Annotated in this window: 26 protein-coding genes; 9 read left to right on the top strand and 17 right to left on the bottom strand. The window is 65.6% G+C overall.

Features of this window, described 5'->3' with window-relative positions:
* The first annotated feature begins 82 nt into the window (after positions 1 to 82).
* The 9 genes from BC358_RS10110 to BC358_RS10070 all read left to right on the top strand — a co-directional run bounded on the left by BC358_RS10110 (position 83) and on the right by BC358_RS10070 (position 8,752).
* On the top strand, positions 83 to 2,242 hold the full coding sequence (locus tag BC358_RS10110; protein WP_079365720.1) for a PhoX family phosphatase: 2,160 nt from the start codon (positions 83 to 85) through the stop codon (positions 2,240 to 2,242).
* A gap of 1 nt (position 2,243) precedes the next feature.
* The gene (ppk2, locus tag BC358_RS10105) at positions 2,244 to 3,149 is read left to right on the top strand and encodes a polyphosphate kinase 2 (protein ID WP_079365719.1); all 906 of its coding nucleotides are present in this window, start codon (positions 2,244 to 2,246) and stop codon (positions 3,147 to 3,149) included.
* Between the two features lie 64 nt (positions 3,150 to 3,213).
* Positions 3,214 to 3,564 carry a helix-turn-helix transcriptional regulator gene (locus BC358_RS10100; protein ID WP_079365718.1) on the top strand — a complete coding sequence of 117 codons (351 nt, stop codon included), beginning with the start codon at positions 3,214 to 3,216 and terminating at the stop codon, positions 3,562 to 3,564.
* Positions 3,561 to 4,841 carry a hypothetical protein gene (locus tag BC358_RS10095; RefSeq protein ID WP_079365717.1) on the top strand — a complete coding sequence of 427 codons (1,281 nt, stop codon included), beginning with the start codon at positions 3,561 to 3,563 and terminating at the stop codon, positions 4,839 to 4,841. Before BC358_RS10100 ends, BC358_RS10095 begins: the two co-directional genes overlap by 4 nt.
* Before the next feature lie 20 nt (positions 4,842 to 4,861).
* Positions 4,862 to 5,362, top strand: coding sequence for an arsenate reductase ArsC (locus BC358_RS10090; RefSeq protein WP_079365716.1), 501 nt, complete (start codon positions 4,862 to 4,864; stop codon positions 5,360 to 5,362).
* A gap of 4 nt (positions 5,363 to 5,366) precedes the next feature.
* Positions 5,367 to 6,407, top strand: a complete 1,041-nt coding sequence (gene arsB, locus BC358_RS10085; RefSeq protein ID WP_079365715.1) for an ACR3 family arsenite efflux transporter — start codon at positions 5,367 to 5,369, stop codon at positions 6,405 to 6,407.
* Positions 6,408 to 6,495: 88 nt separating this feature from the next.
* Positions 6,496 to 6,936 (top strand): hypothetical protein, encoded by a 441-nt coding sequence (locus BC358_RS10080; RefSeq protein WP_066151335.1) that lies wholly within the window; start codon positions 6,496 to 6,498, stop codon positions 6,934 to 6,936.
* On the top strand, positions 6,936 to 7,541 hold the full coding sequence (locus BC358_RS10075; RefSeq protein WP_143434261.1) for a DOMON-like domain-containing protein: 606 nt from the start codon (positions 6,936 to 6,938) through the stop codon (positions 7,539 to 7,541). Before BC358_RS10080 ends, BC358_RS10075 begins: the two co-directional genes overlap by 1 nt.
* Complete coding sequence (locus BC358_RS10070) at positions 7,538 to 8,752, top strand: exo-beta-N-acetylmuramidase NamZ domain-containing protein (protein ID WP_079365713.1); 1,215 nt, start codon at positions 7,538 to 7,540, stop codon at positions 8,750 to 8,752. The genes BC358_RS10075 and BC358_RS10070 overlap by 4 nt, the downstream gene beginning before the upstream one ends.
* 51 nt (positions 8,753 to 8,803) lie before the next feature.
* Here BC358_RS10070 and BC358_RS10065 read toward each other — a convergent pair whose 3' ends face one another.
* The 17 genes from BC358_RS10065 to BC358_RS09985 all read right to left on the bottom strand — a co-directional run bounded on the left by BC358_RS10065 (position 8,804) and on the right by BC358_RS09985 (position 25,049).
* A complete protein-coding gene (locus BC358_RS10065) occupies positions 8,804 to 9,364 on the bottom strand; it encodes a hypothetical protein (protein WP_127807008.1) in 561 nt (186 codons plus the stop codon).
* 74 nt (positions 9,365 to 9,438) lie between these two features.
* On the bottom strand, positions 9,439 to 9,936 hold the full coding sequence (locus BC358_RS10060) for an N-acetyltransferase (protein ID WP_066151341.1): 498 nt from the start codon (positions 9,934 to 9,936) through the stop codon (positions 9,439 to 9,441).
* A complete protein-coding gene (gene glmM, locus BC358_RS10055) occupies positions 9,936 to 11,273 on the bottom strand; it encodes a phosphoglucosamine mutase (RefSeq protein WP_079365711.1) in 1,338 nt (445 codons plus the stop codon). The genes BC358_RS10060 and glmM overlap by 1 nt, the downstream gene beginning before the upstream one ends.
* A 30-nt stretch (positions 11,274 to 11,303) precedes the next feature.
* On the bottom strand, positions 11,304 to 12,200 hold the full coding sequence (locus BC358_RS10050; protein WP_143434260.1) for a hypothetical protein: 897 nt from the start codon (positions 12,198 to 12,200) through the stop codon (positions 11,304 to 11,306).
* Positions 12,201 to 12,307: 107 nt separating this feature from the next.
* Positions 12,308 to 12,796, bottom strand: coding sequence for a hypothetical protein (locus BC358_RS10045; protein WP_143434259.1), 489 nt, complete (start codon positions 12,794 to 12,796; stop codon positions 12,308 to 12,310).
* A gap of 179 nt (positions 12,797 to 12,975) precedes the next feature.
* Positions 12,976 to 14,874 carry a type IV secretory system conjugative DNA transfer family protein gene (locus BC358_RS10040; protein WP_079365708.1) on the bottom strand — a complete coding sequence of 633 codons (1,899 nt, stop codon included), beginning with the start codon at positions 14,872 to 14,874 and terminating at the stop codon, positions 12,976 to 12,978.
* Positions 14,871 to 15,842 carry a hypothetical protein gene (locus BC358_RS10035; RefSeq protein ID WP_143434258.1) on the bottom strand — a complete coding sequence of 324 codons (972 nt, stop codon included), beginning with the start codon at positions 15,840 to 15,842 and terminating at the stop codon, positions 14,871 to 14,873. Before BC358_RS10035 ends, BC358_RS10040 begins: the two co-directional genes overlap by 4 nt.
* Positions 15,843 to 15,869: 27 nt before the next feature.
* A complete protein-coding gene (locus BC358_RS10030; RefSeq protein WP_143434257.1) occupies positions 15,870 to 16,322 on the bottom strand; it encodes a hypothetical protein in 453 nt (150 codons plus the stop codon).
* Positions 16,323 to 16,339: 17 nt separating this feature from the next.
* Positions 16,340 to 17,389, bottom strand: coding sequence for a P-type DNA transfer ATPase VirB11 (gene virB11 / locus BC358_RS10025; protein WP_079365895.1), 1,050 nt, complete (start codon positions 17,387 to 17,389; stop codon positions 16,340 to 16,342).
* A gap of 18 nt (positions 17,390 to 17,407) precedes the next feature.
* Positions 17,408 to 18,484: a TrbI/VirB10 family protein gene (locus tag BC358_RS10020; RefSeq protein WP_179130051.1), complete on the bottom strand. Its 1,077-nt coding sequence runs from the start codon at positions 18,482 to 18,484 to the stop codon at positions 17,408 to 17,410.
* Between the two features lie 2 nt (positions 18,485 to 18,486).
* A complete protein-coding gene (locus tag BC358_RS10015; RefSeq protein ID WP_079365704.1) occupies positions 18,487 to 19,239 on the bottom strand; it encodes a TrbG/VirB9 family P-type conjugative transfer protein in 753 nt (250 codons plus the stop codon).
* 80 nt (positions 19,240 to 19,319) lie between these two features.
* The gene (locus tag BC358_RS10010; protein WP_079365703.1) at positions 19,320 to 20,234 is read right to left on the bottom strand and encodes a virB8 family protein; all 915 of its coding nucleotides are present in this window, start codon (positions 20,232 to 20,234) and stop codon (positions 19,320 to 19,322) included.
* A gap of 7 nt (positions 20,235 to 20,241) precedes the next feature.
* Positions 20,242 to 20,652, bottom strand: a complete 411-nt coding sequence (locus tag BC358_RS10005) for a TcpQ domain-containing protein (RefSeq protein WP_179130050.1) — start codon at positions 20,650 to 20,652, stop codon at positions 20,242 to 20,244.
* A gap of 52 nt (positions 20,653 to 20,704) precedes the next feature.
* Positions 20,705 to 22,261: a type IV secretion system protein gene (locus BC358_RS10000; RefSeq protein WP_179130049.1), complete on the bottom strand. Its 1,557-nt coding sequence runs from the start codon at positions 22,259 to 22,261 to the stop codon at positions 20,705 to 20,707.
* Positions 22,262 to 22,335: 74 nt separating this feature from the next.
* Complete coding sequence (locus BC358_RS09995; protein WP_143434255.1) at positions 22,336 to 22,968, bottom strand: hypothetical protein; 633 nt, start codon at positions 22,966 to 22,968, stop codon at positions 22,336 to 22,338.
* Complete coding sequence (locus BC358_RS09990; protein ID WP_079365699.1) at positions 22,955 to 23,317, bottom strand: hypothetical protein; 363 nt, start codon at positions 23,315 to 23,317, stop codon at positions 22,955 to 22,957. Before BC358_RS09990 ends, BC358_RS09995 begins: the two co-directional genes overlap by 14 nt.
* Before the next feature lie 52 nt (positions 23,318 to 23,369).
* Positions 23,370 to 25,049, bottom strand: coding sequence for a hypothetical protein (locus BC358_RS09985; RefSeq protein ID WP_143434254.1), 1,680 nt, complete (start codon positions 25,047 to 25,049; stop codon positions 23,370 to 23,372).
* Positions 25,050 to 25,056: the final 7 nt, after the last annotated feature.

The raw sequence follows: 25,056 nt of genomic DNA, 5'->3' as shown, positions 1-25,056 counted from the left end.
AAACTGCCGCACAAGCGTCATCAAACTTTCACAGCCGCCGCACAGACTCCACGCGTTTTCCATCAACCCACGCGGAACCGACATGAGCCACAAAACCGAATCGCACTTCAACAACGAAGCGTCGAACACCTCCAGCAACCCGGCCTTCGAACAGGTCCTGGAAACCCGCCTGAGCCGCCGCAGCCTGTTCCGCGGCGCGGGGCTGGCGGGTGCCGCCGTGGGCGCCGCGTCCGTCACCGGCTGCGCCACCACCATGGGCAGCGGCAGCGCCACCCAGCTGGACCGCCTGGGCTTCAAGGCCGTGCCCAAGAGCCTCGCCGACAAGGTGATCGTGCCCGAGGGCTACACCGCCCAGGTGATCTACGCCCTGGGCGACCCGCTGGCAACGGGCGTGGCCCCGTTCAAGAACGACGGCACCGACACCCAGTTCGAACTGCGCGCCGGTGACCACCACGACGGCATGGAGTGGTTCGGCCTGGACGCGCAGGGCAAGCCCTCGGCCAGCTACAACAGCCGCGGCATCCTGGGCGTGAACCACGAAGCCACCACCGACGAGAAACTGGCCTCCTTCTTCATTCACGCCAATGGCGGCACCGCCACCCTGCCCCGCCCGGCTGCCGAGATCGACAAGGAACTGGCGATCCACGGCCTGTCCTTCGTCGAGGTGCAGACCGACGGCAAGCGCTGGGCCTACAAGACCAGCTCGCCGTTCAACCGCCGCATCACCACCATGACGCCGGCCGTCATCCACGGTCCGGCCCGTGGCAGCGAGCACCTGGTCACCAAGTACAGCCCCGACGCCACCGCCTGCCGCGGCACCCTCAACAACTGCGGCACCGGCAAGACCCCCTGGGGCACCTTCGTCAGCGGTGAAGAGAACTGGTTCGGCTACTTCTTCCGCGACGCCAAGGACGACGACGCACGCAAGAAGGACAAGCAGGTGCAGGCGCTCAAGCGCTATGGTCGCAAGGCGGGCGACGCCAGCCGCCACGGCTGGGAGAGCGGTGGCAGCGACGACCGCTTCGTGCGCTGGAACAACAGCGCCATCGGCGCCAGCGCCAAGGACGACTACCGCAACGAGATGAACACCTTCGGCTTTGTGGTCGAGGTGGACGCCTACGACACCACCGCCCCGATGCGCAAGCGCACCGGCCTGGGCCGTTTCGCCCACGAGAGCGTGGCCTTTGCCAAGCCGGTGGCCGGCCAGCCCATCGTGGCCTACATGGGCGACGACGCCCGCGGCGAGTACATCTACAAGTTCGTCTCCGACGCCAAATGGGACCCGAAGGACGCACGGCCGGCCAACCGCCTGGCCGCCGGTGACAAGTACCTCGACAAGGGCACCCTGTTCGCCGCCCGCTTCAAGGGCGACGGCACCGGCCAGTGGCTGGAACTGTCGATGAACAACCCGCAGATCGCCAACAGCTCCTACTTCGAGTTCAAGAGCAACGCCGACGTGGCCATCTTCACCCGCCTGGCCGCCGACGCTGCGGGCGCCACCAAGATGGACCGCCCGGAATGGAACGGCGTGCACCCGCGCACCGGCGAGGTCTACTTCACGCTGACCAACAACAGCGCCCGCACCGCCGCCACCGCCGACGCCCCCAACCCGCGCGTCTACACCGACATGAAGGGCAGCAAGGAGCAGAAGGGCAACGTGCATGGCCATATCGCGCGCCTGGCCGACGCCTCGCCCGCCGGTCTGACGTTCAAGTGGGACATCTATGTGTTCGGTGCCGAGGCCGACGCCGACAAGGCCACCGTCAACCTTTCCAGCCTGACCGACGAGAACGACATGTCCGCGCCCGACGGCCTGGTGTTCAGCCCGGCCACCGGCATCTGCTGGATCCAGACCGACGACGGCGCCTACACCGACAAGACCAACTGCATGATGCTGGCCGCCATCCCCGGCAAGCAGGGCGACGGCGGTGCCCGCACCATCAAGCACGGCGACAAGGAAGTCACCACCTACGTGGGCAAGACCCCGACGCCGTCCACGCTGGCGCGCTTCCTCGTCGGCCCCAAGGACTGCGAGATCACCGGCTGGTGCGAGACCGCCGACGGCCGTGCGATCTTCATCAACATCCAGCACCCGGGTGAAGGCACCAAGATGGCCGACGTGACCGATCCGTCGAAGTACACCAGCCAGTGGCCCGCCAACGCCGGCTACGGTGCCGGCCAGCGTCCGCGCTCGGCCACCATCGTCATCACCAAGAACGACGGCGGCGTCATCGGCAGCTGAGATGGACACCACCGTGCACCCCGATCAGCAGATCGCGCAGCTGCGCGAGGACCTGCTCGACTCGATGGACGAGGAGTTCGAGCTTGAGATGGAGGATCGGCTGGGTGAGGATGCACGGCGCCCCGGCGCCAGCGCCTCCAGCCGCATCAGCTACTTCCGCGAGCTGTTCCGGCTGCAGGGTGAGCTGGTCAAGCTGCAGGACTGGGTGGTCGCGACCGGGCACCGGGTCGTGATCATCTTCGAGGGCCGCGACGCCGCCGGCAAGGGCGGCGTGATCAAGCGTATCACCCAGCGGCTGAACCCGCGGGTCTGCCGCGTGGTCGCGCTGCCGGCGCCCAACGACCGCGAACGCACGCAGTGGTACTTCCAGCGCTACGTGACGCACCTGCCCGCGGGCGGCGAGATCGTGCTGCTGGACCGCAGCTGGTACAACCGCGCCGGCGTCGAGAAGGTCATGGGCTTCTGCAGTGACGAGCAGTACGAGGCCTTCTTCCGGGACGTGCCCGAGTTCGAGAAGATGCTGGTGCGCAACGGCATCCAGCTCATCAAGTACTGGTTCTCGATCTCCGACGAGGAGCAACACCTGCGCTTCATGGGCCGCATCCACGACCCGCTCAAGCAGTGGAAGCTCAGCCCGATGGACCTCGAGTCGCGCCGCCGCTGGGAGCTCTACACCAAGGCCAAGGAGGTGATGCTGGAGCGCACGCACATCCCCGAATCGCCCTGGTGGGTGGTGCAGGCGGACGACAAGAAGAAGGCGCGCCTGAACTGCATCCACCACCTGCTGGGCCAGATGCCGTACCACGAGATCGAGCGCCCGGCCATCGTGCTGCCGCAGCGCGAGCGGCACGAGGACTACAAACGCCAGGCGGTGCCGGTGGACATGATGGTTCCTGCCATCTACTGAATGGAGACACCACGCCGCGACCAGCGGCGTGTTTTCACCCCAATGTTTCAACTATCATTGAAATATGGAAACAATCACACCCGCCGAACAGCAGGCCCTGAGCGCCCTCACCGCCCTCTCCCAGGTGGTGCGCCTGCGCGCCTTCCGCGAACTGGTGGTGGCCGGCCCGGCCGGCATGACACCGGGCGCCATCGCCGAGCGCCTGGACGTCGCGCCCAGCTCGCTGTCCTTCCACCTCAAGGAACTGGTGCATGCCGACCTGGTGAGCGCCGAGCCGCAGGGTCGACATCTGATCTACCGCGCCCATTTCGACCGCATGAACGCCCTGCTCGGCTACCTGACCGAGCACTGCTGCGGCGGGCAAGCGTGCGAGGTCGTGCCCCCGGCCTGCACCGACTGCGGAGACCCGGCATGAACCTGGCCGACGCGCTCAACCTCGGCTGCGCCTGCCAGACGCTGGAGACGCCGCGCCTGCGCGAGCAGCTGGAGACCGAACCCGCGCTGGCCGGCCTCACCGCCCAGCTGGCCGAAAGCCACCCGCACCTGTTCTCGCGCTCGGCGGTGTTCCTCGATGCCGGGGTGATGGACCAGATCACCGACGCGGTGGCCACGCTGGAGCGCGTGATCGCCCTGCCCGCCTGGCAACAGCAGGCGCTGGACCGCGCGCCACCGATCGCCCGCCTGGACCACGGCCCTGCCGGGGTCTTCATGGGCTACGACTTCCACCTCGCCGAGGACGGGCCGCGCCTGATCGAGATCAACAGCAACGCCGGCGGTGCCCTGCTCAACGCCGCCCTGGCGCGGGCGCACCGGGCCTGCTGCGAATCGTTCCAGCAGGTGTTCGACCCGCGGGACCGGCTGCGCCACCTTGACGAGGCCTTCGTCGCCATGTTCCGCGCCGAATGGCAGGCGCAGCGCGGCGATGCGCCGCTGCGCAACATCCTGATCGTGGACGACGCGCCCGAGGCCCAGTACCTGGCGCCCGAATTCCAGATGGCGCGCGCGCTGTTCGCTGCGCACGGCCTGACCGCTGTGGTGGCCGACCCGCGCGAACTGCAATGGCGCGATGGCGCGCTCTGGCACCCCGCCCTGCCCGCCGGCACGCCGGTGGACCTGGTCTACAACCGGCTGACCGACTTCTACCTGCAGGACAGCGGACACAAGGCGCTGCGGCAGGCCTACCTGGCGGGCGCTGCGGTGGTCACGCCCCACCCGCGCACCCACGCGCTGTACGCCGACAAGCGCAACCTGGTCACCCTGTCCGACGCCGCGCTGCTCGAACGCTGGGGCGTGAACGAAGCGGACCGTGCCCTGCTGCGCCGCGTGGTGCCCTCCACGCAGCGCGTCACCGCCGACCACGCCGAGGCGCTCTGGGCGCAGCGGCGCGGGCTGTTCTTCAAACCCGCGGCCGGCTTCGGCGCCCGCGCCGCCTACCGCGGCGACAAGCTCACCCGGCGCGTGTGGAGCGAGATCCTGGCCGGCGACTACGTGGCCCAGGCCACCGTGCCGCCCAGCGAACGCCTGGTGTCGGTGGAAGGCCAGACCACCCGGCTCAAACTGGACCTGCGCGCCTACACCTACCGCGGCCAGGTGCAGCTGCTGGCCGCCCGCACCTGGGCCGGCCAGACCACCAACTTCCGCACCGAAGGCGGCGGCTTCTCACCCGTGGTGGTGCTGCCGCGCGCCCTCTGACTTTTCCTGCACTCTCCACCATGAACGTCCTCTTCCTCTGCACCCACAACTCCGCCCGCTCCATCCTGGCCGAAGCGGCGCTCAACCACCTGGGCCGCGTCGGCGGCGAACAGCGCTTCCGGGGCTTCTCCGCCGGCAGCAGCCCGCGCGAGAACCAGCAGCCCAACCCGCTGGCCCTGCGCGCGCTGCAGGACGCGGGCATCGCCACCGAAGGCCTCTCCAGCAAGAGCTGGGACGTCTTCGCCCTGCCCGACGCGCCGCACATGGACCTCGTCATCACCGTCTGCGACAACGCGGCGGGTGAGGTCTGTCCCTTCTGGCCCGGCCAACCGGCCACCGCGCACTGGGGCTACCCCGATCCGTCCAACGTGACCGGCTCCGAGGAAGAACGCCTGGACACCTTCAAGCAGACCCTGCTGGCGATCCGCCGCCGGCTGGAGCTGCTGATCAACCTGCCGGCCAGCGGCGTGGACCGGTTGCGCCTGCAGCAGGCCGCGCGCGACCTGGCACAGAAGGGCTGACGCGATGGGACTCTTTGAACGCTACCTCACCGTCTGGGTCGGCCTGGGCATCCTGGCCGGCGTGGGCCTGGGCCTGCTCACACCTGCCACCTTCGCCGCCATCGCCGCGGTCGAGTTCGCGCACGTCAACCTGATCGTGGCGGTGCTCATCTGGGTGATGATCTATCCGATGATGATCCAGATCGACTTCGCGGCCGTGCGCGACGTCGGCAAACGACCGCAGGGCCTGCTGCTCACCGTGGTCATCAACTGGCTGGTCAAGCCCTTCACCATGGCGGCGCTGGGCGTGCTGTTCTTCCGCGTCGTGTTCGCAGACTGGGTCGACCCGCAATCGGCCAGCGAGTACATCGCCGGCATGATCCTGCTGGGCGTGGCGCCCTGCACCGCCATGGTCTTCGTGTGGAGCCAGCTCACCAAAGGCGACCCCAACTACACCCTGGTGCAGGTGTCGGTGAACGACCTGATCATGGTCTTTGCGTTTGCCCCCATCGCCGCCTTCCTGCTCGGCGTGACCGACCTCACCGTGCCCTGGCAGACGCTTCTGCTGTCCACCGTGCTGTATGTGGTGCTGCCGCTGGTGGCGGGCGTGCTGACGCGGCGCTGGTGGCTGGCCCGCGGCGGCGAGGCGGCCGTGAACGCTTTCGTGAAGCGGCTCAAGCCCTGGTCGGTGGTTGGCCTGATCGCCACCGTGGTGCTGCTGTTCGGCTTCCAGGCCCAGACCATCGTCGCCCAGCCGGCGGTGATCTGCCTGATCGCCATCCCGCTGCTGATACAGACCTACGGCATCTTTGCCATCGGTTACCTGGGTGCGCGCTGGCTGAAATTGCCGCACGACATCGCCGCGCCGGCCTGCCTGATCGGCACCTCCAACTTCTTCGAACTGGCGGTCGCTGTGGCCATTTCCCTCTTCGGCCTGCACTCGGGCGCGGCCCTGGCCACGGTGGTCGGCGTGCTGGTGGAGGTGCCGGTGATGCTGTCGCTGGTGGCGTTCCTCAACCGCGGCCAGCGCGGCCTGGAACCTGCCGGCGCCACCCCGTCGCACTGACCCCGCTCACTACAATCGACCGCAGCGACGCGGTCGTCCCCACACGGGGCTCCGCCATGCTGCACCGACCACGCACCAAGGAGCCCCCATGCCCTCTTCACGACTGGCCCTGACCCTGGGCACCGCGACCCTCGTGCTGATGGGCTGCTCCAGCATCTCGCTGGACCAGCCTGCCCCCAAGGCGGATGCCGCTGGCAGCGGCAGCGACGTGCGGGTCGTGCGGTCCTACGACAACAGTTTCGACGGCGAAATCAGCGGCACGCCCGCGCCCGAGAGCCGCTTCGCCAAGGTGAAGATCGGCATGGAGCTGGAGCAGGTCTACAAGCTCATCGGCGAGCCCGATCAGCTCTACAACCACACCACCGGCAAGAACTGGATTCCCTTCTACTTCGGCGCCGACGGCCAGCGCATCGTCACCCACTACCGCGGCGAAGGCTGCCTGACCTACAGCGCGGGCGGCGTGTTCAACGGCAAGAAGCAACTGCTGCGCATGGACGTCGACGCCGCCGGCCAGTGCTACAAGCCCTGATGTCCAGCGCACCATCCGGCGGTCTGCAAGCAGCTCCACTGCGTTTGCAGGTCCACCCCGGCGAACAAGGGCCCGCAGGTCTGGGCGTCTCGGCCTCCCTGGACCTGGTGGCGTCCGACGACGGGCCGGGCTGGCTGCTGCGCTACCGGCTGGAAGGCGATATCGACGCGCTGGCCCTTCCTCCGCCCGCCGCGGGCGCCACCGACGGCCTCTGGCGCCACACCTGCCTGGAAGCCTTTGTGCAGGACGGCGACGGTCCGAGCTACCACGAATTCAACCTCTCGCCCTCGGGGCAGTGGGCGGTCTACCGCTTCAGCGCCGAGCGCCAGCGCGTGCCCGGCGACGCGCCACCGCCCAGCGGGCCGACGATCACCACCGAACGCTCCGCCGATTCGCTGGTGCTGCAGGCCTGGCTGCCCGGCGCGCTGCTGCCCGCACGACCAACCGCCATCGGCCTGACCGCGGTCATCGAAACCCTCGGTGGCCAGATCAGCCACTGGGCACTGCACCACCCGCGCGCCGACCGGCCCGACTTCCACCACAGCGCCGGTTGGACCTTCCGCCCCGCCCTGCCCCCGTTTCCACCCGCCCCTCCGTCCGCATGAAATTCGGCCTCGAACGTTTCCTCGAAGACCCCGCCCTGCGCGCTCCGCTGGCCGGCCGCCGTGTCGCGCTGCTCGCCCACCCGGCCTCGGTCACGCGCGACCTCACCCATTCGCTCGACGCGCTGGCCGCCCTGCCCGATGTGAAGCTCAGCGCCGCCTTCGGCCCACAGCACGGCCTGCGCGGCGACAAGCAGGACAACATGGTCGAGTCGCCCGACTTCACCGACCCGCGGCTGGGCATCCCGGTGTTCAGCCTGTACGGCGAGGTGCGGCGCCCGACCGACGAGATGATGGAGACCTTCGACGTGCTGCTGGTAGACCTGCAGGACCTGGGCTGCCGCATCTACACCTTCATCACCACGCTGCGCTACGTGCTGGAAGCCGCCGCACAGCATGGCAAGGCGGTCTGGGTGCTCGACCGCCCCAACCCCGCCGGCCGCCCGGTGGAAGGCACGCTGCTGCGCGAAGGCTGGGAGAGCTTCGTGGGCGCCGGCCCCATGCCCATGCGCCACGGCATGACCATGGGCGAACTGGGTCACTGGTTCATCGACCTGCTCAAGCTCGACGTGGAGTACCGCGTCATCACCATGGACGGCTGGCGACCCGACGAGGGTCCCGGCTACGGCTGGCCCATGAGCGCCGATGACCAGCGGACCTGGGTCAACCCCAGCCCCAATGCCGCCAACCTCTGGATGGCCCGCGCCTACGCCGGCACCGTGATGCTCGAAGGCACCTCGCTCAGCGAAGGCCGCGGCACCACGCGCCCGCTGGAGCTCTTCGGCGCGCCCGACATCGACACCACCCGCCTGCTGGCCGACATGCGCCGCATCGCGCCGCAGTGGCTGGCCGGCTGCCGGCTGCGCGCCTGCTGGTTCGAGCCGACCTTCCACAAGCACGTGGGCAAGCTCTGCGCGGGCGTGCAGATCCACGTTGAAGACCCGCAGCACTACGACCACGCAGCCTTCAAGCCCTGGCGCCTGCAAGCCCTGGCCTTCAGAGCCGTACGCGAGCAGGCCTTCGACTACCCGCTCTGGCGCGATTTCCCGTACGAGTACGAGCGCGACCGCCTGGCGATCGACCTCATCAACGGAGGACCGGCGCTGCGCGAGTGGGTGGACGACATGAACGCCACGGCCGACGATCTGGAAGCTGTCGCCGCGCCCGATGAAGCGGCGTGGACGGAAGCCCGTCGGCCGTTCCTGCTCTACTGAGGCGAAAAGGCCGCTTGCGCCCCCGCTTGAAGCAACCGGTGCTGGCCTGGCCTAGCGCGGCGCCAACACCACCTTGCTGACCGACCCCATGTCGTATTGAACGACCTGTCGGACCCACGACGCCCGGGTCGCCCGCAGCTTCTCTGCCACCTGGGGCTGGCCCGAATGAAAGCGCTGCGCCACCTGCAGCGACACCAGACCGCGACCGTCCGGACTCTTCACGTAGCGAAAGACGTTGAACTCCATGATGTCCTGCCCGTCGGTCCAGGTGAGAAAGTCGATGGTGGCATCGGTCTTCGCCTCGTTGCTCATCACACTCGTGCGAGCCTGAGGATTGGCCTTCATGACCACCTGTTCAAGCCGCAGGGCCGCTGCCACCGGGTCATTGCCCAGAAACGGCATCTGCTGGTATCGAAGGCCGACCAGCCGGGTCCAGTTGTTCAAGCTCTCCGTGGGGCGCACAAATTCCACCAGCCGGTCACCGTTGGATGGTGCGCCGACAAACTGCTGCGCGTAGTCCTCACCGTCAAACCGGAACACCGAGGACTGCGCCCACAGCGCCGCACTGGGCAGCACGCACAACAAGCCGCAAACCCATCTTCTTTTCATCATCGCTCACTCCCCCTGAAAACCATCCCTGCCGTGCGCGAAGCCCTGCGGCGCGCCGCACACACGTACGCTTGTGTTCAGCTGGCACCCAGCCACTTCTGCATGAACTGCGCCGTGCCCATCGCCGGGTCCAGCTGATAGCCCTCGTAACCGATGCGCCGGTAGAGCTTGACCGCCGGCGCGTTGCCCGAGAGCACCTCCAGCGTCATCTTCACCGCGCCGCGTTCCACCGCGATGCGCTCGGCCTCGGCCAGCATGGCCTCGGCAATGCCGCGCCCCCGGTGGCTGGCGAGCACGGCCACGTCGTGAACGTTCACCAGCGGCTTGCACTTGAACGACGAAAACCCTTCGATGCAGTTGACCAGCCCCACCGGCTGCTCACCGTCGAATGCGAGCACGCTGTAGGCCTGCGGACGCGCAGCCAGCTCGCGTGCCAGATTGGCCTTGACGAAGTCGGACAAGGGCTCGCCGCCGCCCGCCGGGTCGCTGGCGTAGGCATCGAGCAGGGCCACCACAGCGGCCGCGTCGGACGGGTGGCCGTAGTCGGCCTGCCGGACTGAGAACGCCGCCGCCATCAGAGCACCTTCACCGCGGCGACCAGGCGCTCGGCGCAGGCCTGGGCCTGTGCGGCGTCGCGCGCCTCGACCATCACGCGCAGCAGCGGCTCGGTGCCGCTGGCACGGATCAGCACGCGCCCCGTCTCGCCCAATTCGGCCTCAACCGCCTTGGTCTCGGCGGCCAGCGCCGGATTGTTTTTCCAGTCTTCCTGGCCGGGCTGCAGCCGCACATTGATCAGCGTCTGCGGGAACAGGGTCACATCGGCCAGCAGCTGCGCCATGGACTGCCCGCTGCCGGCGCAGGCCTGCATCACCTGCAGCGCCGAGACCAGGCCATCGCCCGTGGTGTGTTTGTCCAGCACCAGCAGGTGGCCCGAACCCTCACCGCCCAGGATCCAACCGTGGTGCTCCAGTTCTTCGAGCACGTAACGGTCGCCCACCCGGGCGCGCACGAACTTGACGCCCTTCTTCCGGAACGCCACCTCGACGGCCATGTTGGTCATCAGCGTGCCCACCACACCGGGCACGTCGATGTCGCGCGCGATGCGGTCCGAGGCAATCAGGTAGAGCAGCTCGTCGCCGTTGAACAGGCGGCCACTGGCGTCCACCAGCTGCAAACGGTCGGCGTCGCCGTCCAGCGCCACACCGTAGTCGGCGCCGGTCGCCTGCACAGCGGCCACCAGCGCCTGCGGGTGGGTCGCGCCCACCTCGTGGTTGATGTTCAGGCCATCGGGCGCGCAGCCGATGCGCACGACCTCGGCACCGAGCTCGTGGAACACCGCGGGCGCGATCTGGTAGGCCGCGCCGTGGGCGGCGTCCACCACGATCTTCAGTCCCTTGAGCGTCAGATCGTTGGGAAAGGTGCTCTTGCAGAACTCGATGTAGCGGCCGGCGGCATCGTCCATGCGGCGCGCCTTGCCCAGATTGCGCGAATCGGCCCAGACCGGGTCCTTGTCGAGCTCGGCTTCGACTGCCAGCTCCCAGTCGTCCGAGAGCTTGTTGCCCTGGGCGCTGAAGAACTTGATGCCGTTGTCACCGAAGGGGTTGTGGCTGGCGGAGATGACCACGCCCAGGCTCGCACGCTGCGCCCGGGTGAGGTAGGCCACCGCGGGCGTGGGCACCGGGCCCAGCAGCACCACATCGACACCCGCCGAGTTGAAACCGGACTCCAGCGCCGACTCGAGCATGTAACCGGAAATGCGGGTGTCCTTGCCGATCAGCACAGTCGGGTGTTCCTCTGTGCGCCGGAGCACGCGCCCCACGGCGTGGGCCAGCTTGAGGACGAAGTCGGGGGTGATCGGAGCCTGACCGACGGTGCCACGAATGCCGTCGGTGCCGAAGTATTTGCGTGTCATGCGCGCGATTTTAGGCGCCGGGTCGGTGGCTCAGCCGCGGGAGAGCACGGGCGCATCCATCTGTTGTGCAGCGTGGGCTTGGGACGGTACGCCGCTCTCCATTGCCAGATCTTTAGAACGTTCGCGTGCCATGGCCACCGCCTCGCTCCAGTGGCTGCGTTCGCTTTGCGCCAGCGCCGATCCAACTTCGATCTCCCGCAAGGGCGGGAACGACTGGCACATCGCCACCTTGCTGCAGTCCTTGCTCAACAGGAACGACTGCACGTCACCCTGCCCTGCGAAGCGTGTTTGCTCCTTGGCAGCCGCTGCGGCCAAGGCGCTCACTTGCTGATCGCTCATGCCAAGCTGGCCGAGGCGGTCCCCGAGCTGTTCCCTGAAACGCTGGGCCGTCTCGCGCTGCTGCGGCGTGCCCACCTGGTTGTCGCTCAGCAGATGCTGCAACAGGCTGCGGTCTTTGGGCGGCGGGTTGGTTCTCTCTGCATTCATCGGGCTGTCTGGCACCGGCGCCACGATCTGCTGGATGTCCGCCTTGTTGTGACCGGGCTTGAGCCTTCCGTCGAAGTAAGACTCGATGGGACCTCGGTACTCGGGCGTCACCACAGTACCGTCGTGTGCCGAAACCTCGGGCCGATGGATTTCAAAGCCGGCGTGTTTCAGGGCGCCCCAGGTGAAGTCGACGCAGCTGTTGGTGGCGCCGTTGTACTCGCCTTTGAAGTAGCGCCAGTCTCCATTGACCGCAGCTTCGCCAAACTGTTTGAGTTTTGCGTATTGTTCTGCAGTGATCTCCGTGGTCCGCGAATAGCGTGGGGCGCCGTATGCCTGAGTGTCACTGCGGTACCCCTGTCCCGGACCACTTGAAGCGCCATGCTCTTTTGGCGCAAAGCCGTAGCTGTTTCTGGCATCGCCGTCGGACACCTGGTACCACATGTGCCCAGCTGCCGAAGTACCGTCGGGTCGCCCCTGCTCGTCCACCAGTGGAGTGCTTGGCAGTGCTGTGTATATGGTGATCTGATATGGGCCTGCCATATGCGCTCCTAGCGATCAGGTCCTCTTTCGTAAGCCAAAAACGCCTTGAATCCCTTGAGCTGGGGAATGTCCTTCAAGGTCTCCAGTCTCAGCCGGTACCTGCCTGGCCCCTGCTCACCGGGACCGCCAAACACCACCACATAGGTAGAGGCGTCTGGTGTTCCCGGCGGCGCCCCAGAGTGCTCAGAAAAGGAGCCGCGGGATATCGCGATACCGTCTCTAAGGCTGAAAGACTCGAATCGGCTTGGTTCATAGCCTTTGGCGACATCCACACGATTCCAGATCTTCACCGGAACCTCTTTTCCATCCTGCATTCGATGCAAAGTCACACGAACTTCCACCGGATGGGCGTCAATCGTCGCTATCTTTCTGTCCGGGTCTGAGGGCGCAAACAACACCCTCAACCCCAGAAAGTAACCCGTCGAGTGGCTCACCTTCGGCGGCGGCGGCACGTCAAAAGTCACATCGATCTTGTGGCCCGCCTTGTCCAGCGGCATGGGGATCCTCAAGGGCGCCGTCAGCACACCACTCTCCGGGACAGCTTGCGCAGCAGGTACACCGGCCCCACCCGCCGAACAGCCGACCAGGGCCACCGCCAGTCCGGTGGCACACCCCCACCGGCGCAAGTTTTTGACAAGGAATGAACACACCACATCGGCTCCTTTGAATCCGCGCCTCAGCGCTCCAGGTGCGCAAGCATCGCATCAATCTCGCCGCCGATGCCTGCCAGTCCGGTGTACTCGGCCGGTGGGCTCGCCACCTTGCTGCGGTCGGCATCCATCTGCCGTGCCAGCGACTCCTGGACGCTGGGCACCGCTTCCGGCAGCTCGATAGGCACCACCGCGGGCGGAGGCACATGTCGTTCGGAAGCCGGCGTCACAGGCGGTTCGCTGGCCAGGGCCAGCAGGGGCACGTCGACCTTGGGCAGCAGCCGCTCCTTGAACGCCGTGTCCTTGAAGTAGCGGATCTTGTCCGACATCACCGGATGCGCCATGCCCTCCACCAGCAGGATCTGCTTGTCGTCACCCATGGCCTTGAGCTCCTGCGGCAGCATCAGCGCCCGACGTTCCTCGCTCTCGCTGCGGGTGTAGCTGCTTTCGCGCGAGCGGCTGCGGCTCACGCTGTCCTTGCGCACGCCGGTGTAGCCCAGCATCTCGCTGTACTCGTTGGCGTCCTGCTGCTCGCGCGGCGCGAAGATGATGCGCAGCGCGTGGTTGGTCATGATGGTGCGCGCGTTCTCCTTGCCGTAGGTCGACTCCAGCTGCGCCATGCTCTGGATGATGGGCATCAGGCGCAGGTTGTAGCCGGCCATGAAGCTGACCGCACTGGCAATGATGTCGACGCGGCCGATGCTGGTGAACTCGTCCATCAGCAGCAGGCACTGGTGCTTGAGCTCGGGATTGGCCTGCGGCAGCTCTCGCGTGTTCTGGTTGATCAGCTGGCTGAAGAAGAGATTGAGAATCAGCCGGCTCTCGGCCAGCTTGTTGGGCTGGATGGCGACGTAGATGCTCATCTTCTTCTTGCGCACGTCGCGCAGGTCGAAGTCGTTGCCGCTGGTGGCGGCGTCCACCACCGGGTTCAGCCAGGGGTTCAGCGGCTCCTTGAAGGTGCCCATGATGCTGGCGAAGGTCTCGTTGGCCTGCCCCAGTAGTGTGGCGAAGGCGGTGCGCGCACTGGGGCTCAGGTGCGGCCAGGCCGCCAGCTCCGCCAGGTAGGCCTTGAACTCCTGGCCGGGGCGCCCCGACGCCAGGCGGTAGAGCCCGCCCATGGTCGGTTCCTCGAAAGACACCCCGTACTGCTCGGCCAGGTAGGCCGCCTGTTCGTAGGCATACAGCGCGAATGCCACGAAGGCGTTCTGCGCCTGGTTGGCCCAGAACGGGTCCTTGTGCAGGTCCGACACCGGGTACAGCATGGCCGCGATGCTCTGCACGTCGCTGATGCGGAACGCCGGATCGCGCGAGACGTAGGACAGCGGGTTCCAGCGGTGCGTGCGCCGGTCTTCAGCGAACGGGTTGAACAGATAGACCGACTGCCCGTAGCGCGCCCGAAAGCCGCTGGTGAGCTCGAAGTTTTCCTGCTTGATGTCCAGCACCACCACCGAGCCCTGGTAGCTCAGCAGGTTGGGAATGACGATGCCCACCCCCTTGCCCGAGCGCGTGGGCGCGGCCAGCAGGGCGAACTGCTGGCCATTGAAGTAGACAAACTGCCCGTCCTTCTTACCCACCACCAGCGCCGTGTCCTCGGCACGGAGCATCTTGCGCGACCGCAGGTCGGCCATGGTGGCGAAGCGGGCCTCGCCGTAGAGGCTCGGCTTCCTGCGCAACAACACGGCAAGCACCAGCGCGGCCAGCGCCAGCAAGGGCACGCCGAATCCCACCAGGCCACTGCTCTTGATGACCGGGCCATGCTTGGGCGCATCGGCGTAGGCGGCGAGGTAGCGCCAGTAGTCGAACGCGCCGATGCGCTCCAGCGGCAGGCCCAGGCGCCAGGCCATCAGCCACCCGCTGAAATAGGTTCCCGCCACCAGTGCCAACACCAGCAGCACCAGCACGCCCCAGCCGAGGAAACGCCTCATTGCCGGACCTTGGCACCTTTGACTTCGCCCAGGCGCGCCATCTGGTCCTTGTAGCGCCTCAGCTGGTCGCGGGCCCACTCGTACCGGCACAGCTCGACCGAGGCGGGCAGCGCCTTGACGGGCACCGCCTGCTCGCGGGACTGCGTCGCGCAACGCGCATCGCGGTACTCGCGCCACCGGCTGTGGTCCAGGTCCTGGTGGCGCGCATAGGACTGCGCATAGCTCTTGCCGTGCTCGGCCTGCAGCGACTGCATGCGGCCCGCCCGGTAGTCGCGCACGAGGGTCAGCAGGGCCTTGTCCTGCTCGATGCGCGCGCGGCGGCAGGCCACCAGCTCGGGCGCCCCGCTGTCGCACACCGCGTCCACCCGGTCGGGTGCTGCCCCGCGCCGCGCCGCCGCCGGTGTGCCGCGCACCCAGCGCCCGCTGGCAGCCACATAGCAGTGGCTCTCCACCTTCGGGCTCCCCGAGGCGCCGGCCACCTTCAACGACACGCAGTTCGGTGCCGAAGGCTGGATCTCTCCCGCGTTGGACACCAGATCAATCTGCGCATAACGCCCGGTTTTCGGATCGAACTGGTAGAGGCTGTCCACCGGCAGCTTGCCGTCCATGGCGTACAGGCGCGTGACCTTGAAGTCCAGCAGCCCGTCGCCATTGAAGTCCTTGAACTGCAGCCATCCGCTGGCGTCCAGCCGCTCGCGCGGCATCTCGAAGGCGTGCGGAAGCGCCTGCAGTTCCTTGCCATCCTGCGTCACCACGATGTAGCCCGACCCCACCTCGCCCTCGGCGGCATCGGCCTTGTCGTCGAACTCGAAGCTGAACGCAAGCTCCGGCGCCTCGTGCCCGACCTTCTGGGTCATGGTGTCGAGACCCTGGGCCTGTGGGCGCAGGAAATCCAGGGACAACGGGGCACAGGCCGCCAGGGACAGCAGCAGCGCAAGGCTGCTGGCGCTTCTCAAAACATTCTTCATGTCCTCACTCCCTTGTTTTCACAGACCTCAGTAGCCGCAGCGCGCAAACACCGTTGTGTCCACGGGTTCGTCCAGCGCGTCGGTGCCCCGGCGGCGGGACCAGAGCAGCTCGTCCTGTCGCAGCTCGAAGACATAGGTCTCCAGCGTTTTGGGCTTGTCGTAGGGCGGCACATCGACCAGGGCCTGCATGCGCCAGGTGTTGACGCGGCGAGTCTGTACATCGGTCACGAAGTACATGGTGGTCTGGGTGTTCTCCGCCCACTGCTGCAGTTGGCGTTCGTCGATCACCAGCGCCCCCGGATCGGGCTCCACCGGTTTGCGCCCGAGGTAGGCGGCGCACTTGGCGGCCCCCTCCTCGTTCTTCAGGAACCACAGCCCCCGCATGTCGACCGGGGTGATGCCCGGCGTCGGCGTGGCGGCCTGCGCCGCCATGGCACAAAGCGCGACAAAGGCCGCCGCCACAACCTGACGATGTTTCATGTTGTCCTCCTTGAATGTCATGACTCCAGCGCGAGCTTGCGCTGGGGATCGAAGTCGATGCCAGTGATGTAGCGCTGGCCGGCATGGGCCTTGATGTGCACCACGATGTCGATGGTGAGCATCAGCAATCGCTTGATCTCGTCGAAGTCCAGGCCTGAGCCCTCAGGCGAGGCCTTGACCATCAGCGCCATCTGGTCCCAGGTCTGGCTCGTGCTGCCGGCATGGCAGCTGGTGATCGAACCCGGGTGGCCGGAGGCGCAGTTGCGGATGTAGTAGAACGATTCGTCGCCCCGGATTTCGGCCAGGATGATGCGGTCGGGCTTCATCCGCAGGCAGGCCTCCATGCAGCCCTTGGCCGTGACATTGGCCGTGCCCTGCCCGCCCCGCGAATAGATCAGGTGCACGCGGTTGGGCTGCTCGATGAACAGCTCCCGCGCGTCCTCGATCGTGATGAGCCGCTCGTCCTCCGGTATGTGCGTCACCAGCGACTTCATGAAGGTCGTCTTGCCGCTGCCGGTGGCACCCGACACGACGATGTTCTTCTTGTAGAACACTGCCTTGCTGAAGAAGTCGTGGTAATTGCGGGAGCGCTTGAGCGTCAGCAACTCCTCGTCCATCTCGCTGACGCTGTCGGTGCCCTCCAGAATCCGGGCGAAGAAGCCGTCCTCCTGGTACTGGTTCAGCGTCTTGGTGTAGCGCGAGGGCAGGCGGATGGTGATCGAGACGTGGTCCGCCGGCACCGCTGGCGGCAGCACGAACTGCGCGCGCTGCCCGGTGGGAAAAGTCAGTGACACCACCGGGTCCACCGCAGTGATGCGCTGCCCGGTCTTGCTCTCGTTGACCACCGTGGTGCAGAACTGGCGCGCACGGTCGAAGGTCAGCCCGGGCACATCGATGCGCTCCCAGCCCTTGACCGTCTCCAGAAACACCTCGCCCGGCCGGTTGATGCAGATCTCGGTGACGCGCGGATCACCCAGGAACGGGGTGATGCCCAGGACGTGGTACTGGTACTCCAGAAACTCGGTTGAGATGTTCGCGATCTGTTCCGCGCCGCCACTCTCTGACATGTCAGACACCACCACCGGTCAGCGCATCACGCTCGAGAAATCCACGTCCCGGGCGGTGAAGATGTTGATCACCGTGCCGTTCAGCACCGTCACCGTCGCCTTGCGGTTGGCTGAGCGGGCCAACATATCGGAGGCGGCCTTCTTGGCCGTTGCCGCGGTGGCCGACTCCCACGGGTCGATCGAGACCACGCCCACACCGCCAGCCCCCGTCACTGTCGTGCTGCCGCGGATGTTGTGTTCGTTCGCGAACCTCTGAGCCCCGGCATCGATGCCATCGGCCAGCAGGCTGACCAACATGGCTGCGCCAATGCGCTCACCCCAGTGACCGTCGTAGTGACCAGGCACCCCAGCCCCCCCGAGCGCGTCCGTGCCGTTGCTGTCGATCCGCACATCCAGGCCCGTGGTGGTGAGCACGCGGGTCCAGACGATGCCGATCCGGTCGTAGTTCTCGTCGGCGTACTTGTACTCGCCTGTGACCTTCGACCCCTTGTCGATCAGCAACCGGCGCCCGTTGACCGAGTAGATGGGCTCGGTGACGATGCACGAGGTCATGCCAGGCAGGGTCGACACGATCTTGGTTTCCAGCGAGCAGCGGATGTACGTTCCACGGGTCAGCGTGAAGTCGGCATTGGCCAGGGCCTCCACCGCGCCGCGCTTGACCGACGAGTACTCGTCCTCGAACAACTGGTTCTTCTTGCCCTTGTCCTGGGTGGCGACCAGATTGTTCTCGCTTGCCATGCGCCGCTGCATCAGGTCGTCCTTGGGCGCCTGGGCCTCGGCCAGCTGGTGCATCTCCGTAGGCAGTGACGGCATATCCGCCTTGGCCACCACCTCGGCCGGCGGCGGAGGTGGCAGCACGGCGAGCTTCGGCTTGTTCGGCACGGTGACCTCTTCATAGGTCACCTGCTTCTTCTTGTCGTCGTCGGCCGAGAACGCATTGCTCGCAACCCACAGGGTCATGCCGATGGTGGCCAGCGACACCAGCACGATGTACGCCACCGCCGTCTTGTTCACACCGCGCGTCAGACCCGCCGACAGCTTGGGCATGTTGTCGGACAGCACCGGGCCCTGTCCGCCGCCTTGGGGAAATTGCATGCTCATTGGTTCCTCCTGAGTCCCACCACGTCATTGCCCAGCCGCATCACCAGAAACGGATAGACGCCCAGCACCACCATCACGTTCTTCTCGCTCTTGGTGTTCACCAGAAACTCCTCGCCGTTGCGCTCGTTGCGCCCGAACACGGCCGGGAAATTCGCCATCGGCGGCAGGTGGATGTAGGTGAACTGACCGTTGTCGTAGACCCGGGTGGGCACGATGGTCGACACATCGCTGACCGTCGAATAGTCGTAGTTCAGGTGGTAGTTGCTCTGCGAGTTCAGAGCAGCCGCCGATGGCGACAGCACCGCATTGGCGGCGGCCAGCGGGCTGGCCTTGTCCGGCTCTTCATTGCCATAGACAAAGCGGATCTTGTAGAACACGCCCGCGTTCTTGGCCTCTTCCAGCGTCTTCCACTTGGTGGCCGACACGCGCAGGTCCAGCAGGTACGAACGCATGTTGGTGCGGATGTACATGTTGGTGTCCACATCCACGTTCTTCGGTCGGATGTAGAAGATGTTGTCGCGCCGCACCAGCTCCCAGCCGTCGCTGAAACCGGTGCCGAAATCCTTCACCTGCTCCTGGGCGCTGATCTCGATCTGGGTGGCGATGCCAAGCCCAGTGTTCACGCGCACCACCTGGTCGCGCTGATACGGCACTTCGCGCACCTCCTGTGCGCCGGCGCTGCCCGCCCAGAGGCTGGCCGTGAGCGCCAGAACCGCCATGGCGCTGAAGTTTCGCAATCGATGGGTCATGCTTGTCTACTCCCTGTCATTTCAAACTCGATGAGGGCGCAACCACCGGGTGGCGCCCATGTGTGCGCTGGCTCAGGCCACTACTGGCCTGGGGCCGGTGTCGCAGGTGCACCAGGCAGTGCGGGCAGCGAAGGCTGGGCAGGCTGGGCGCTTGCCGGCACCACCGCAGACGGCGCATCCGGCGCGTCGGCGCCGCGGTGCATCACACCTTCGTCCTCCGTCAGCAGCGGGACGCCCTTGTCCGGCTGGCCGGCCTTGAACACCGGTGCGTTGAACTCGTCGTCCACGCGGAACGAGGTCACCTGGAACCCCAGCGGGTTGCGCAATCGCAGGTGGTCGCTCATCTTCAGGTTGGTCTTGTATTCGTAGCTCATCGTGGCCACGTGGCTGCTGAGGTACTCGCTGCGCCCGTTGGTCTTGTCGAACTTCCACTTCTCGAAGCGCACCGTGGCCCCGGTGGGCCGGGCGCCACGCTCTTCGTCCAGCCCGTTGAACACGATGCTGTTGACCTTCACCCGGATCGCCGTGTTGCGGCCCCACTTCTTCTCGGGGCTGTTGGCCGTGCCGTCGAACTGCTGCACGAACAGGCCCTTGACCTGGTCGTTGGACATGGACGCGACGTACTCCCAGTCGTGCTCGTTGATGGTGTCGTAGTCGTAGCCCTCGCGCGCCTGCACGAAGCGGGCGACATGGCTGCGGTTGAGCGCCTCGCTGGCATAGATGCCCGTGGCCGCAACGTTGTCGCGCAACGGCGACACGGTGCTGGTGCTGCGCTTGAGATCCACCGTCACCAGGTAAGGCACCTTTTCCTTGAGCGGCAGCATGTAGGCAATCGCCCCGCCCAGCATCAGGGTCAGCACCATGGAACCGATGGCCACGATCCATGCCCTGCGCTCGCTGCGCTTGACCATCGAGATGACGTTGGACTCGAAGTCCATCGACTTTTTGAGAATTTCCTGCGAGGCCTCGGACACCTCGCGCTTGAACAAAGCCATACCGTCCTCAAGGCATCTTGGTGACCAGCATCGACCGGCTGGCCGACACCTGGATGCGCAGCTTCTGCGCCGCGTAGTTGCGCCTCACCGCGTTGAGGGCGCGCTGCAGGTTGTTGTCCTTGATCGACTCCAGGCCCGACACCAGGGTCAGGTCGCTGGGGTACTGCCAGTCCAGCGCCCCCCCGTTCTCCTTGGCCCAGCGTTCCAGCATGTGGCGCAGCGTGGCATCGGTCGGCAGCATCTGGAAGCGCGGCAGCTCGTTTTCCTCCTTGAGCGGAATCTCCTGCGGCTTGGCGGCCAGCGTGTTCACCGGCTTCCAGCTGTCGGAAATGTCAATGGGCTTGGGCGCTGCGCAGGCTTGCAGCAAGCCCGCCAGCAACAAGGCCCCCAGTACACGTGTCATCCGTCCCTTGGTCATGTTTGTATTGGTCATCTCGTAGTCACTCATTGGTCATTTCGAATCGGCATCGTCAGCTCTGCTTCAGGGGCTTGTCTGCAGGCGCCCCGAATGGCACACGCGGCCTTGCCGGAGCTCCATTGCTTGTAGCAACAGGGCCTTGGTTGCCACGGTGAACAGAGGTATCGCCCTCGCCCTGAGAAACCTTCAGCCGCCCCCCCTTGCCAGCGTCGCCGGCCAAGGCAGCCTCGGTGCCAGCGCCGACGTACACCCCCCGTGTCGCGTCGTAGGTCAGGTCGGCCACCGGGGGCTGCACCGATGTGCTCTCAGCGCTTTCAACCTCAACCGGCCTGGAAGAGGAAGCGTTGCCTGGATCGCGGAACTCGTCGCTGCTCTGCTTCTGCCGAAGAAACGCCAACCCCGGGGATTCGGGTACCCGGCTGGCCACGCCCATACTGCCGGGCGCGGGAGATGTGCCATAAGACAGGCGTTCGCCTGCACCTGCCGACCCGAAAACGCCGGTGCGTTGAAGAGCCATTTGGGTGTTGCGGGTGGCGGGGCTTTCAGTTGCGACACCAGCCCCTTCCCGAGAGGTCTCAAGGCGTGCGCCCGAGCCACCGGACGAAGCACCAACACCAGCAGGCTGCTGCTGCCCGCCCATCGCGTTGGCTAGGCCAACCACACCGCCGGCGGCCGCACCACCGCCCATGGCCCCCATCATGGCGCCCGCTGCAAAAGAGGCCCCGGAGTTGAAGAACTGCATGATCAGCGGCGGGATCATCACCAGCAACGCAGTCGACAGCGCCCCGAGCATGGCCATCCGCATCGCACTGCCACCCACATCCACCGATACCACACTGCCCAGGGCCGACGCATTGAGGAAGAAGCCGGCGAGCACGGTGGCGCCGTACATCATCATCATCTTCAGCAAGATGCCGGAGACGAGCGCCAGCACCGCCAGCGAAAACATGGTTCCGAGCAGGAACTTTGCCCAACTCCAGAACATAGCCGCGGTCTGCTGGAACAGCAGGAACAGCAGGAACAAAGGCGCCAGCATGATGGCCAGCGTGATGGAGATCTCCGCCATGATCGCCATCACCGACACCAGCATGGCCGGACCACTCTGGCCGACCAGACCGGCCATCTGGGTCAGAGACTTGCCCTCTGCGTTCGCCTGAGCGCCCCCTACAAAACCGTCAATCAGGGCATTGAACACCTGGGCCAGCGCCAGGTTGATGTCAATCGTGCGGTAGACGTCGGTCCCCTCGTCCACCACGACCGCCGTGACCAGTTCCTGAAAATCCAGCACGGTGTCGGCAATCACCGGTGAGTTCCGAGCCACCAGTGCGACCAGCGACAGGATCAACACCATCTTCCCTGTCTTGTAGGCGAGCCCCAGAATGGGTTGCCGATTGGCCCCGGAAATGATCATGAACCCCTGGTAAGCCACCCAGATGGTCACGAGCGTCGTGGACATATAGGCCAGCGCGGTAGCCAACTTGGCTGCCACCAACTCACGGTAGGTACCGATCAACATGTCGTCGATCAAATACTCACGAACGCTGCAGACGAACACGGCATCGTTGACCATGGCAACGTAGCGGTTGTCCAAGCCAGTGAGGGCGGTCACCAGAAATGCTGGAAGCGCAGCGGAACTACAGGGCATATGACAACTCTGGAAATAGGTTCAATCCAAGCACCCTGTTATCTCGGCGGCGGTACGAAAGGCACCGGGCCGAGATTGACGAGCGAGTTGGGCCGGGTATCTGAAACCCGACGCGCTTCAGCCATTTGCATCTCGTAGGCTTTTTCTCGCTGCTTGTAGCCGAAGTGCAGCGCCTGAAGCTTCATCGCGTCGTTTTGCATGCGGGTCTGCAGCCCGATCAGCTCGAACTGGAGGCGCTGAAGCTCACCAGAGTTTGCAGTTCGACTGCCATGGTTGATGATCGACTTTATCTGCCGGTCTCGCGCCGCAATTACGTTCACCACATCTACCGTCTCTTTAAGCGTGGTGAGGCGTAGGTTGCGCAATCCCATGCAGGCGTTGTAGTGGTTCTGGTTGAGCGAGCGGTCACCGCAATCCGCTGCCGTGCCGACAAATCGCTCAGGGTTCTGTACCGCGACGGTGGAAAAGTCCATGTCGAGATTGGTGCTGGGAGACAGATCATCCAATTGGCCTGTAGAGCCACGCACATTGTTAATGCGGTCAACGAGCTTTCTCACCTCTTCGTCAAGAACCGCCCATTGCGCCTGCGCGCCTTGTGACAACAAAATTAAGGTCAAGAACACTGTCTTCTTCATGGCAGATGCCTTCGGGTTTTCGTTATCGATAGTCACGATCGATACTGTCGCCTCTACCAGACAGACGAGCCGTCTCGATTCGCTCAACATCTCCGTTGTACGGAACTCCGAAGATCACCTGCAACTGAAGACCGTCATGGGACCACACATTGCGTGTTTCATTGGGCTCCCAACCCACCGCAGCCACAACCTCGTCATAGGTCATTCCCGCTTCCAACCGGTCCAGCGCCGCCCGCAGGTCCTTGGAATCGTCCGAGCTGTCGTCGCCCCCGCCTCCACCACCGCACGCCGACAAACCAACTGCCAGCACACCAGCCAGGGTGAGCCTCATCACGGCCCGGCGGGCAACCGAATGCGCTGCTGCCTTAACTTCATTGCTTTTCATACCATCCACTCCTTGAATAAACGTTGGCGCTGCCGGAACGAGCGTGCGCCGCTCAGGCCACTGCTTGGTGTCCCGGCACATGCTGGGAATATCCCGGCACGCTCATCCCATGGCCGCCGTGGTCGTCACGTGTTTCTGCTGAACTGTCCCGATTCATGGTCACCGCCTCCGCCCAGTGCTCCGCCGGACTTCGCGCCAATGCATCTGCCACACTGAATTCCCTCAGCGGGGTATGCACCTGCTGCAGTGCGATGGTGCTGGCGTCGCGGCTCAGCAAAAACCGGCCGGCCTCGCCCTGGCCATGGAACCGCGTGCACTCCTTGACGACTGCCGCCGCCAGGGTGTCGATCTGCCGTTCGTTCATCCCAAGCTGCTTGAGCCGTGCTCCCAGCTGTTCTTCGAAACGCTGGGCTTGGGTTTGTTGCTCTGCACTGGGCCACTGGCGTTCGGACTTGCCGGAATCAACAGCCAGCCGGACACCACTCTTCACATCTGGCCCGCTCATCGACACCTTTTCACTGCGCACCGGCCGCCCCTCGGCATCCAGCTCGGTGAACACAGCCTCCTTCCCAAGCCGGGGATTGAGCTCGATGCGGCGGCGTTGGTCATCCGCACCGTGGTGCTCGATCTCGACGGCGCCCGTTTGCTGGTTGCTGCTGAGCCACTGACGGCTGCCGTCTTTGCGCTCGATCTGGTAGCGGTTCCAGGGCGAGCTCTCGTCGGCGCTCGCCATCTGGCCGACCTTGGTCACGGGTGAAGCGCTGAGCAATGCGAAGCGCGCCCTGGCCTGCGCGGGAATTTCGGAGAACTCACGTTGCCCCTCGGGAATGCGGAAGCGCCCGTCGGGTCCGACGCTCAGGCCCTGCTGACCGTCGACCAGTGCTCCCATCGTGTGGTCCTTGCCCATGATGGCTACCGCCGGAAGGGTGCCGAACTTGCTGAGCAGCAGAGCGGTCTTGAGCAGGTCGGGCGCGGGAGTGCCGGGCAGCAGGGTGTGGGGCTGGCCCGTGCGTTCGCCCAGGTAGTGGTTGCCCATCACGCTGTGGTAGGTGTGGGTGGCGATGTCGTTGGGGGTGCGCACGTCGTGAACCACGCGGCCGCTGGCCCGGTAACGCGCAAGGGCGACCTCGTAACCGCCCACATCCTTGAAGTAGTCGCCGTTGCGGGTGTCGCGTGCGATGGGAAGGCTGTTGTAGACAGCCACGTCGATGTTGTTTTTCAGCGCAAAGCTCTGCGCCATGCCGCCGCCCAGGCTGTGGCCGGTGGCTGAAAAGTGGTAGTGCTTGTAGTCGGGGTGCTGGCTCAAGTAGTCATACGCTGCCTGGGCCTTGGCCTGGATCTTGGCGAACTCGCTGGCGCCGGCATTGCCCAAGTCGCTTCCCCAGTTGCTCCAGGCGTCCGAACCTTTGAAGTCGAAGGAGATCTGGTTCGTCTTCCGGTTGATAGAGACCATGAACTGGTTCTCCAGCGTGCCGTCGGCGTTTTGCTGGGTGTTCCAGCCGTCTTGCAACAGGCGGCCGTTGGTGTCTTTGACGGGAGCTGGCCAGTCAGCGGGCAAGAGTTTTCCCGGCACGGCATGCTCCCAAGGCGGGGGGTAATTGGCAACTTCCTCCGCTTTCTTGACGTCCTTGTGCGGATAGGCCCAGAAGGCCAGGTGCAGCCCCACCTTGGCGCCCCACCGGTTCCAGGGATTCTCAGGCGGCCCGGGCGGGAGTATTTTTTGTTCGCTCATGCGCTTA

Source organism: Hydrogenophaga sp. H7 (genome assembly GCF_002025745.1).
GTDB lineage: Bacteria > Pseudomonadota > Gammaproteobacteria > Burkholderiales > Burkholderiaceae_C > Hydrogenophaga > Hydrogenophaga pseudoflava.
This window is presented reverse-complemented; position numbering and strand designations above follow the sequence as displayed.

Coding starts and splice junctions, on each gene's coding strand:
- BC358_RS10035 (WP_143434258.1), bottom strand. CDS start 15,842: ATGAAGAATGTTTTGAGAAGCGCCAGCAGCCTTGCGCTGCTGCTGTCC.
- BC358_RS10110 (WP_079365720.1), top strand. CDS start 83: ATGAGCCACAAAACCGAATCGCACTTCAACAACGAAGCGTCGAACACC.
- BC358_RS10100 (WP_079365718.1), top strand. CDS start 3,214: ATGGAAACAATCACACCCGCCGAACAGCAGGCCCTGAGCGCCCTCACC.
- BC358_RS10020 (WP_179130051.1), bottom strand. CDS start 18,484: ATGCAATTTCCCCAAGGCGGCGGACAGGGCCCGGTGCTGTCCGACAAC.
- BC358_RS10065 (WP_127807008.1), bottom strand. CDS start 9,364: ATGATGAAAAGAAGATGGGTTTGCGGCTTGTTGTGCGTGCTGCCCAGT.
- BC358_RS10040 (WP_079365708.1), bottom strand. CDS start 14,874: ATGAGGCGTTTCCTCGGCTGGGGCGTGCTGGTGCTGCTGGTGTTGGCA.
- BC358_RS10095 (WP_079365717.1), top strand. CDS start 3,561: ATGAACCTGGCCGACGCGCTCAACCTCGGCTGCGCCTGCCAGACGCTG.
- BC358_RS10050 (WP_143434260.1), bottom strand. CDS start 12,200: ATGTGGTACCAGGTGTCCGACGGCGATGCCAGAAACAGCTACGGCTTT.
- BC358_RS10060 (WP_066151341.1), bottom strand. CDS start 9,936: ATGGCGGCGGCGTTCTCAGTCCGGCAGGCCGACTACGGCCACCCGTCC.
- virB11 (WP_079365895.1), bottom strand. CDS start 17,389: ATGTCAGAGAGTGGCGGCGCGGAACAGATCGCGAACATCTCAACCGAG.
- ppk2 (WP_079365719.1), top strand. CDS start 2,244: ATGGACACCACCGTGCACCCCGATCAGCAGATCGCGCAGCTGCGCGAG.
- BC358_RS10090 (WP_079365716.1), top strand. CDS start 4,862: ATGAACGTCCTCTTCCTCTGCACCCACAACTCCGCCCGCTCCATCCTG.
- glmM (WP_079365711.1), bottom strand. CDS start 11,273: ATGACACGCAAATACTTCGGCACCGACGGCATTCGTGGCACCGTCGGT.
- BC358_RS09990 (WP_079365699.1), bottom strand. CDS start 23,317: ATGAAAAGCAATGAAGTTAAGGCAGCAGCGCATTCGGTTGCCCGCCGG.
- arsB (WP_079365715.1), top strand. CDS start 5,367: ATGGGACTCTTTGAACGCTACCTCACCGTCTGGGTCGGCCTGGGCATC.
- BC358_RS10005 (WP_179130050.1), bottom strand. CDS start 20,652: ATGACCAAGGGACGGATGACACGTGTACTGGGGGCCTTGTTGCTGGCG.
- BC358_RS10030 (WP_143434257.1), bottom strand. CDS start 16,322: ATGAAACATCGTCAGGTTGTGGCGGCGGCCTTTGTCGCGCTTTGTGCC.
- BC358_RS10045 (WP_143434259.1), bottom strand. CDS start 12,796: ATGCCGCTGGACAAGGCGGGCCACAAGATCGATGTGACTTTTGACGTG.
- BC358_RS10015 (WP_079365704.1), bottom strand. CDS start 19,239: ATGACCCATCGATTGCGAAACTTCAGCGCCATGGCGGTTCTGGCGCTC.
- BC358_RS10010 (WP_079365703.1), bottom strand. CDS start 20,234: ATGGCTTTGTTCAAGCGCGAGGTGTCCGAGGCCTCGCAGGAAATTCTC.
- BC358_RS10080 (WP_066151335.1), top strand. CDS start 6,496: ATGCCCTCTTCACGACTGGCCCTGACCCTGGGCACCGCGACCCTCGTG.
- BC358_RS09985 (WP_143434254.1), bottom strand. CDS start 25,049: ATGAGCGAACAAAAAATACTCCCGCCCGGGCCGCCTGAGAATCCCTGG.
- BC358_RS10070 (WP_079365713.1), top strand. CDS start 7,538: ATGAAATTCGGCCTCGAACGTTTCCTCGAAGACCCCGCCCTGCGCGCT.
- BC358_RS10075 (WP_143434261.1), top strand. CDS start 6,936: ATGTCCAGCGCACCATCCGGCGGTCTGCAAGCAGCTCCACTGCGTTTG.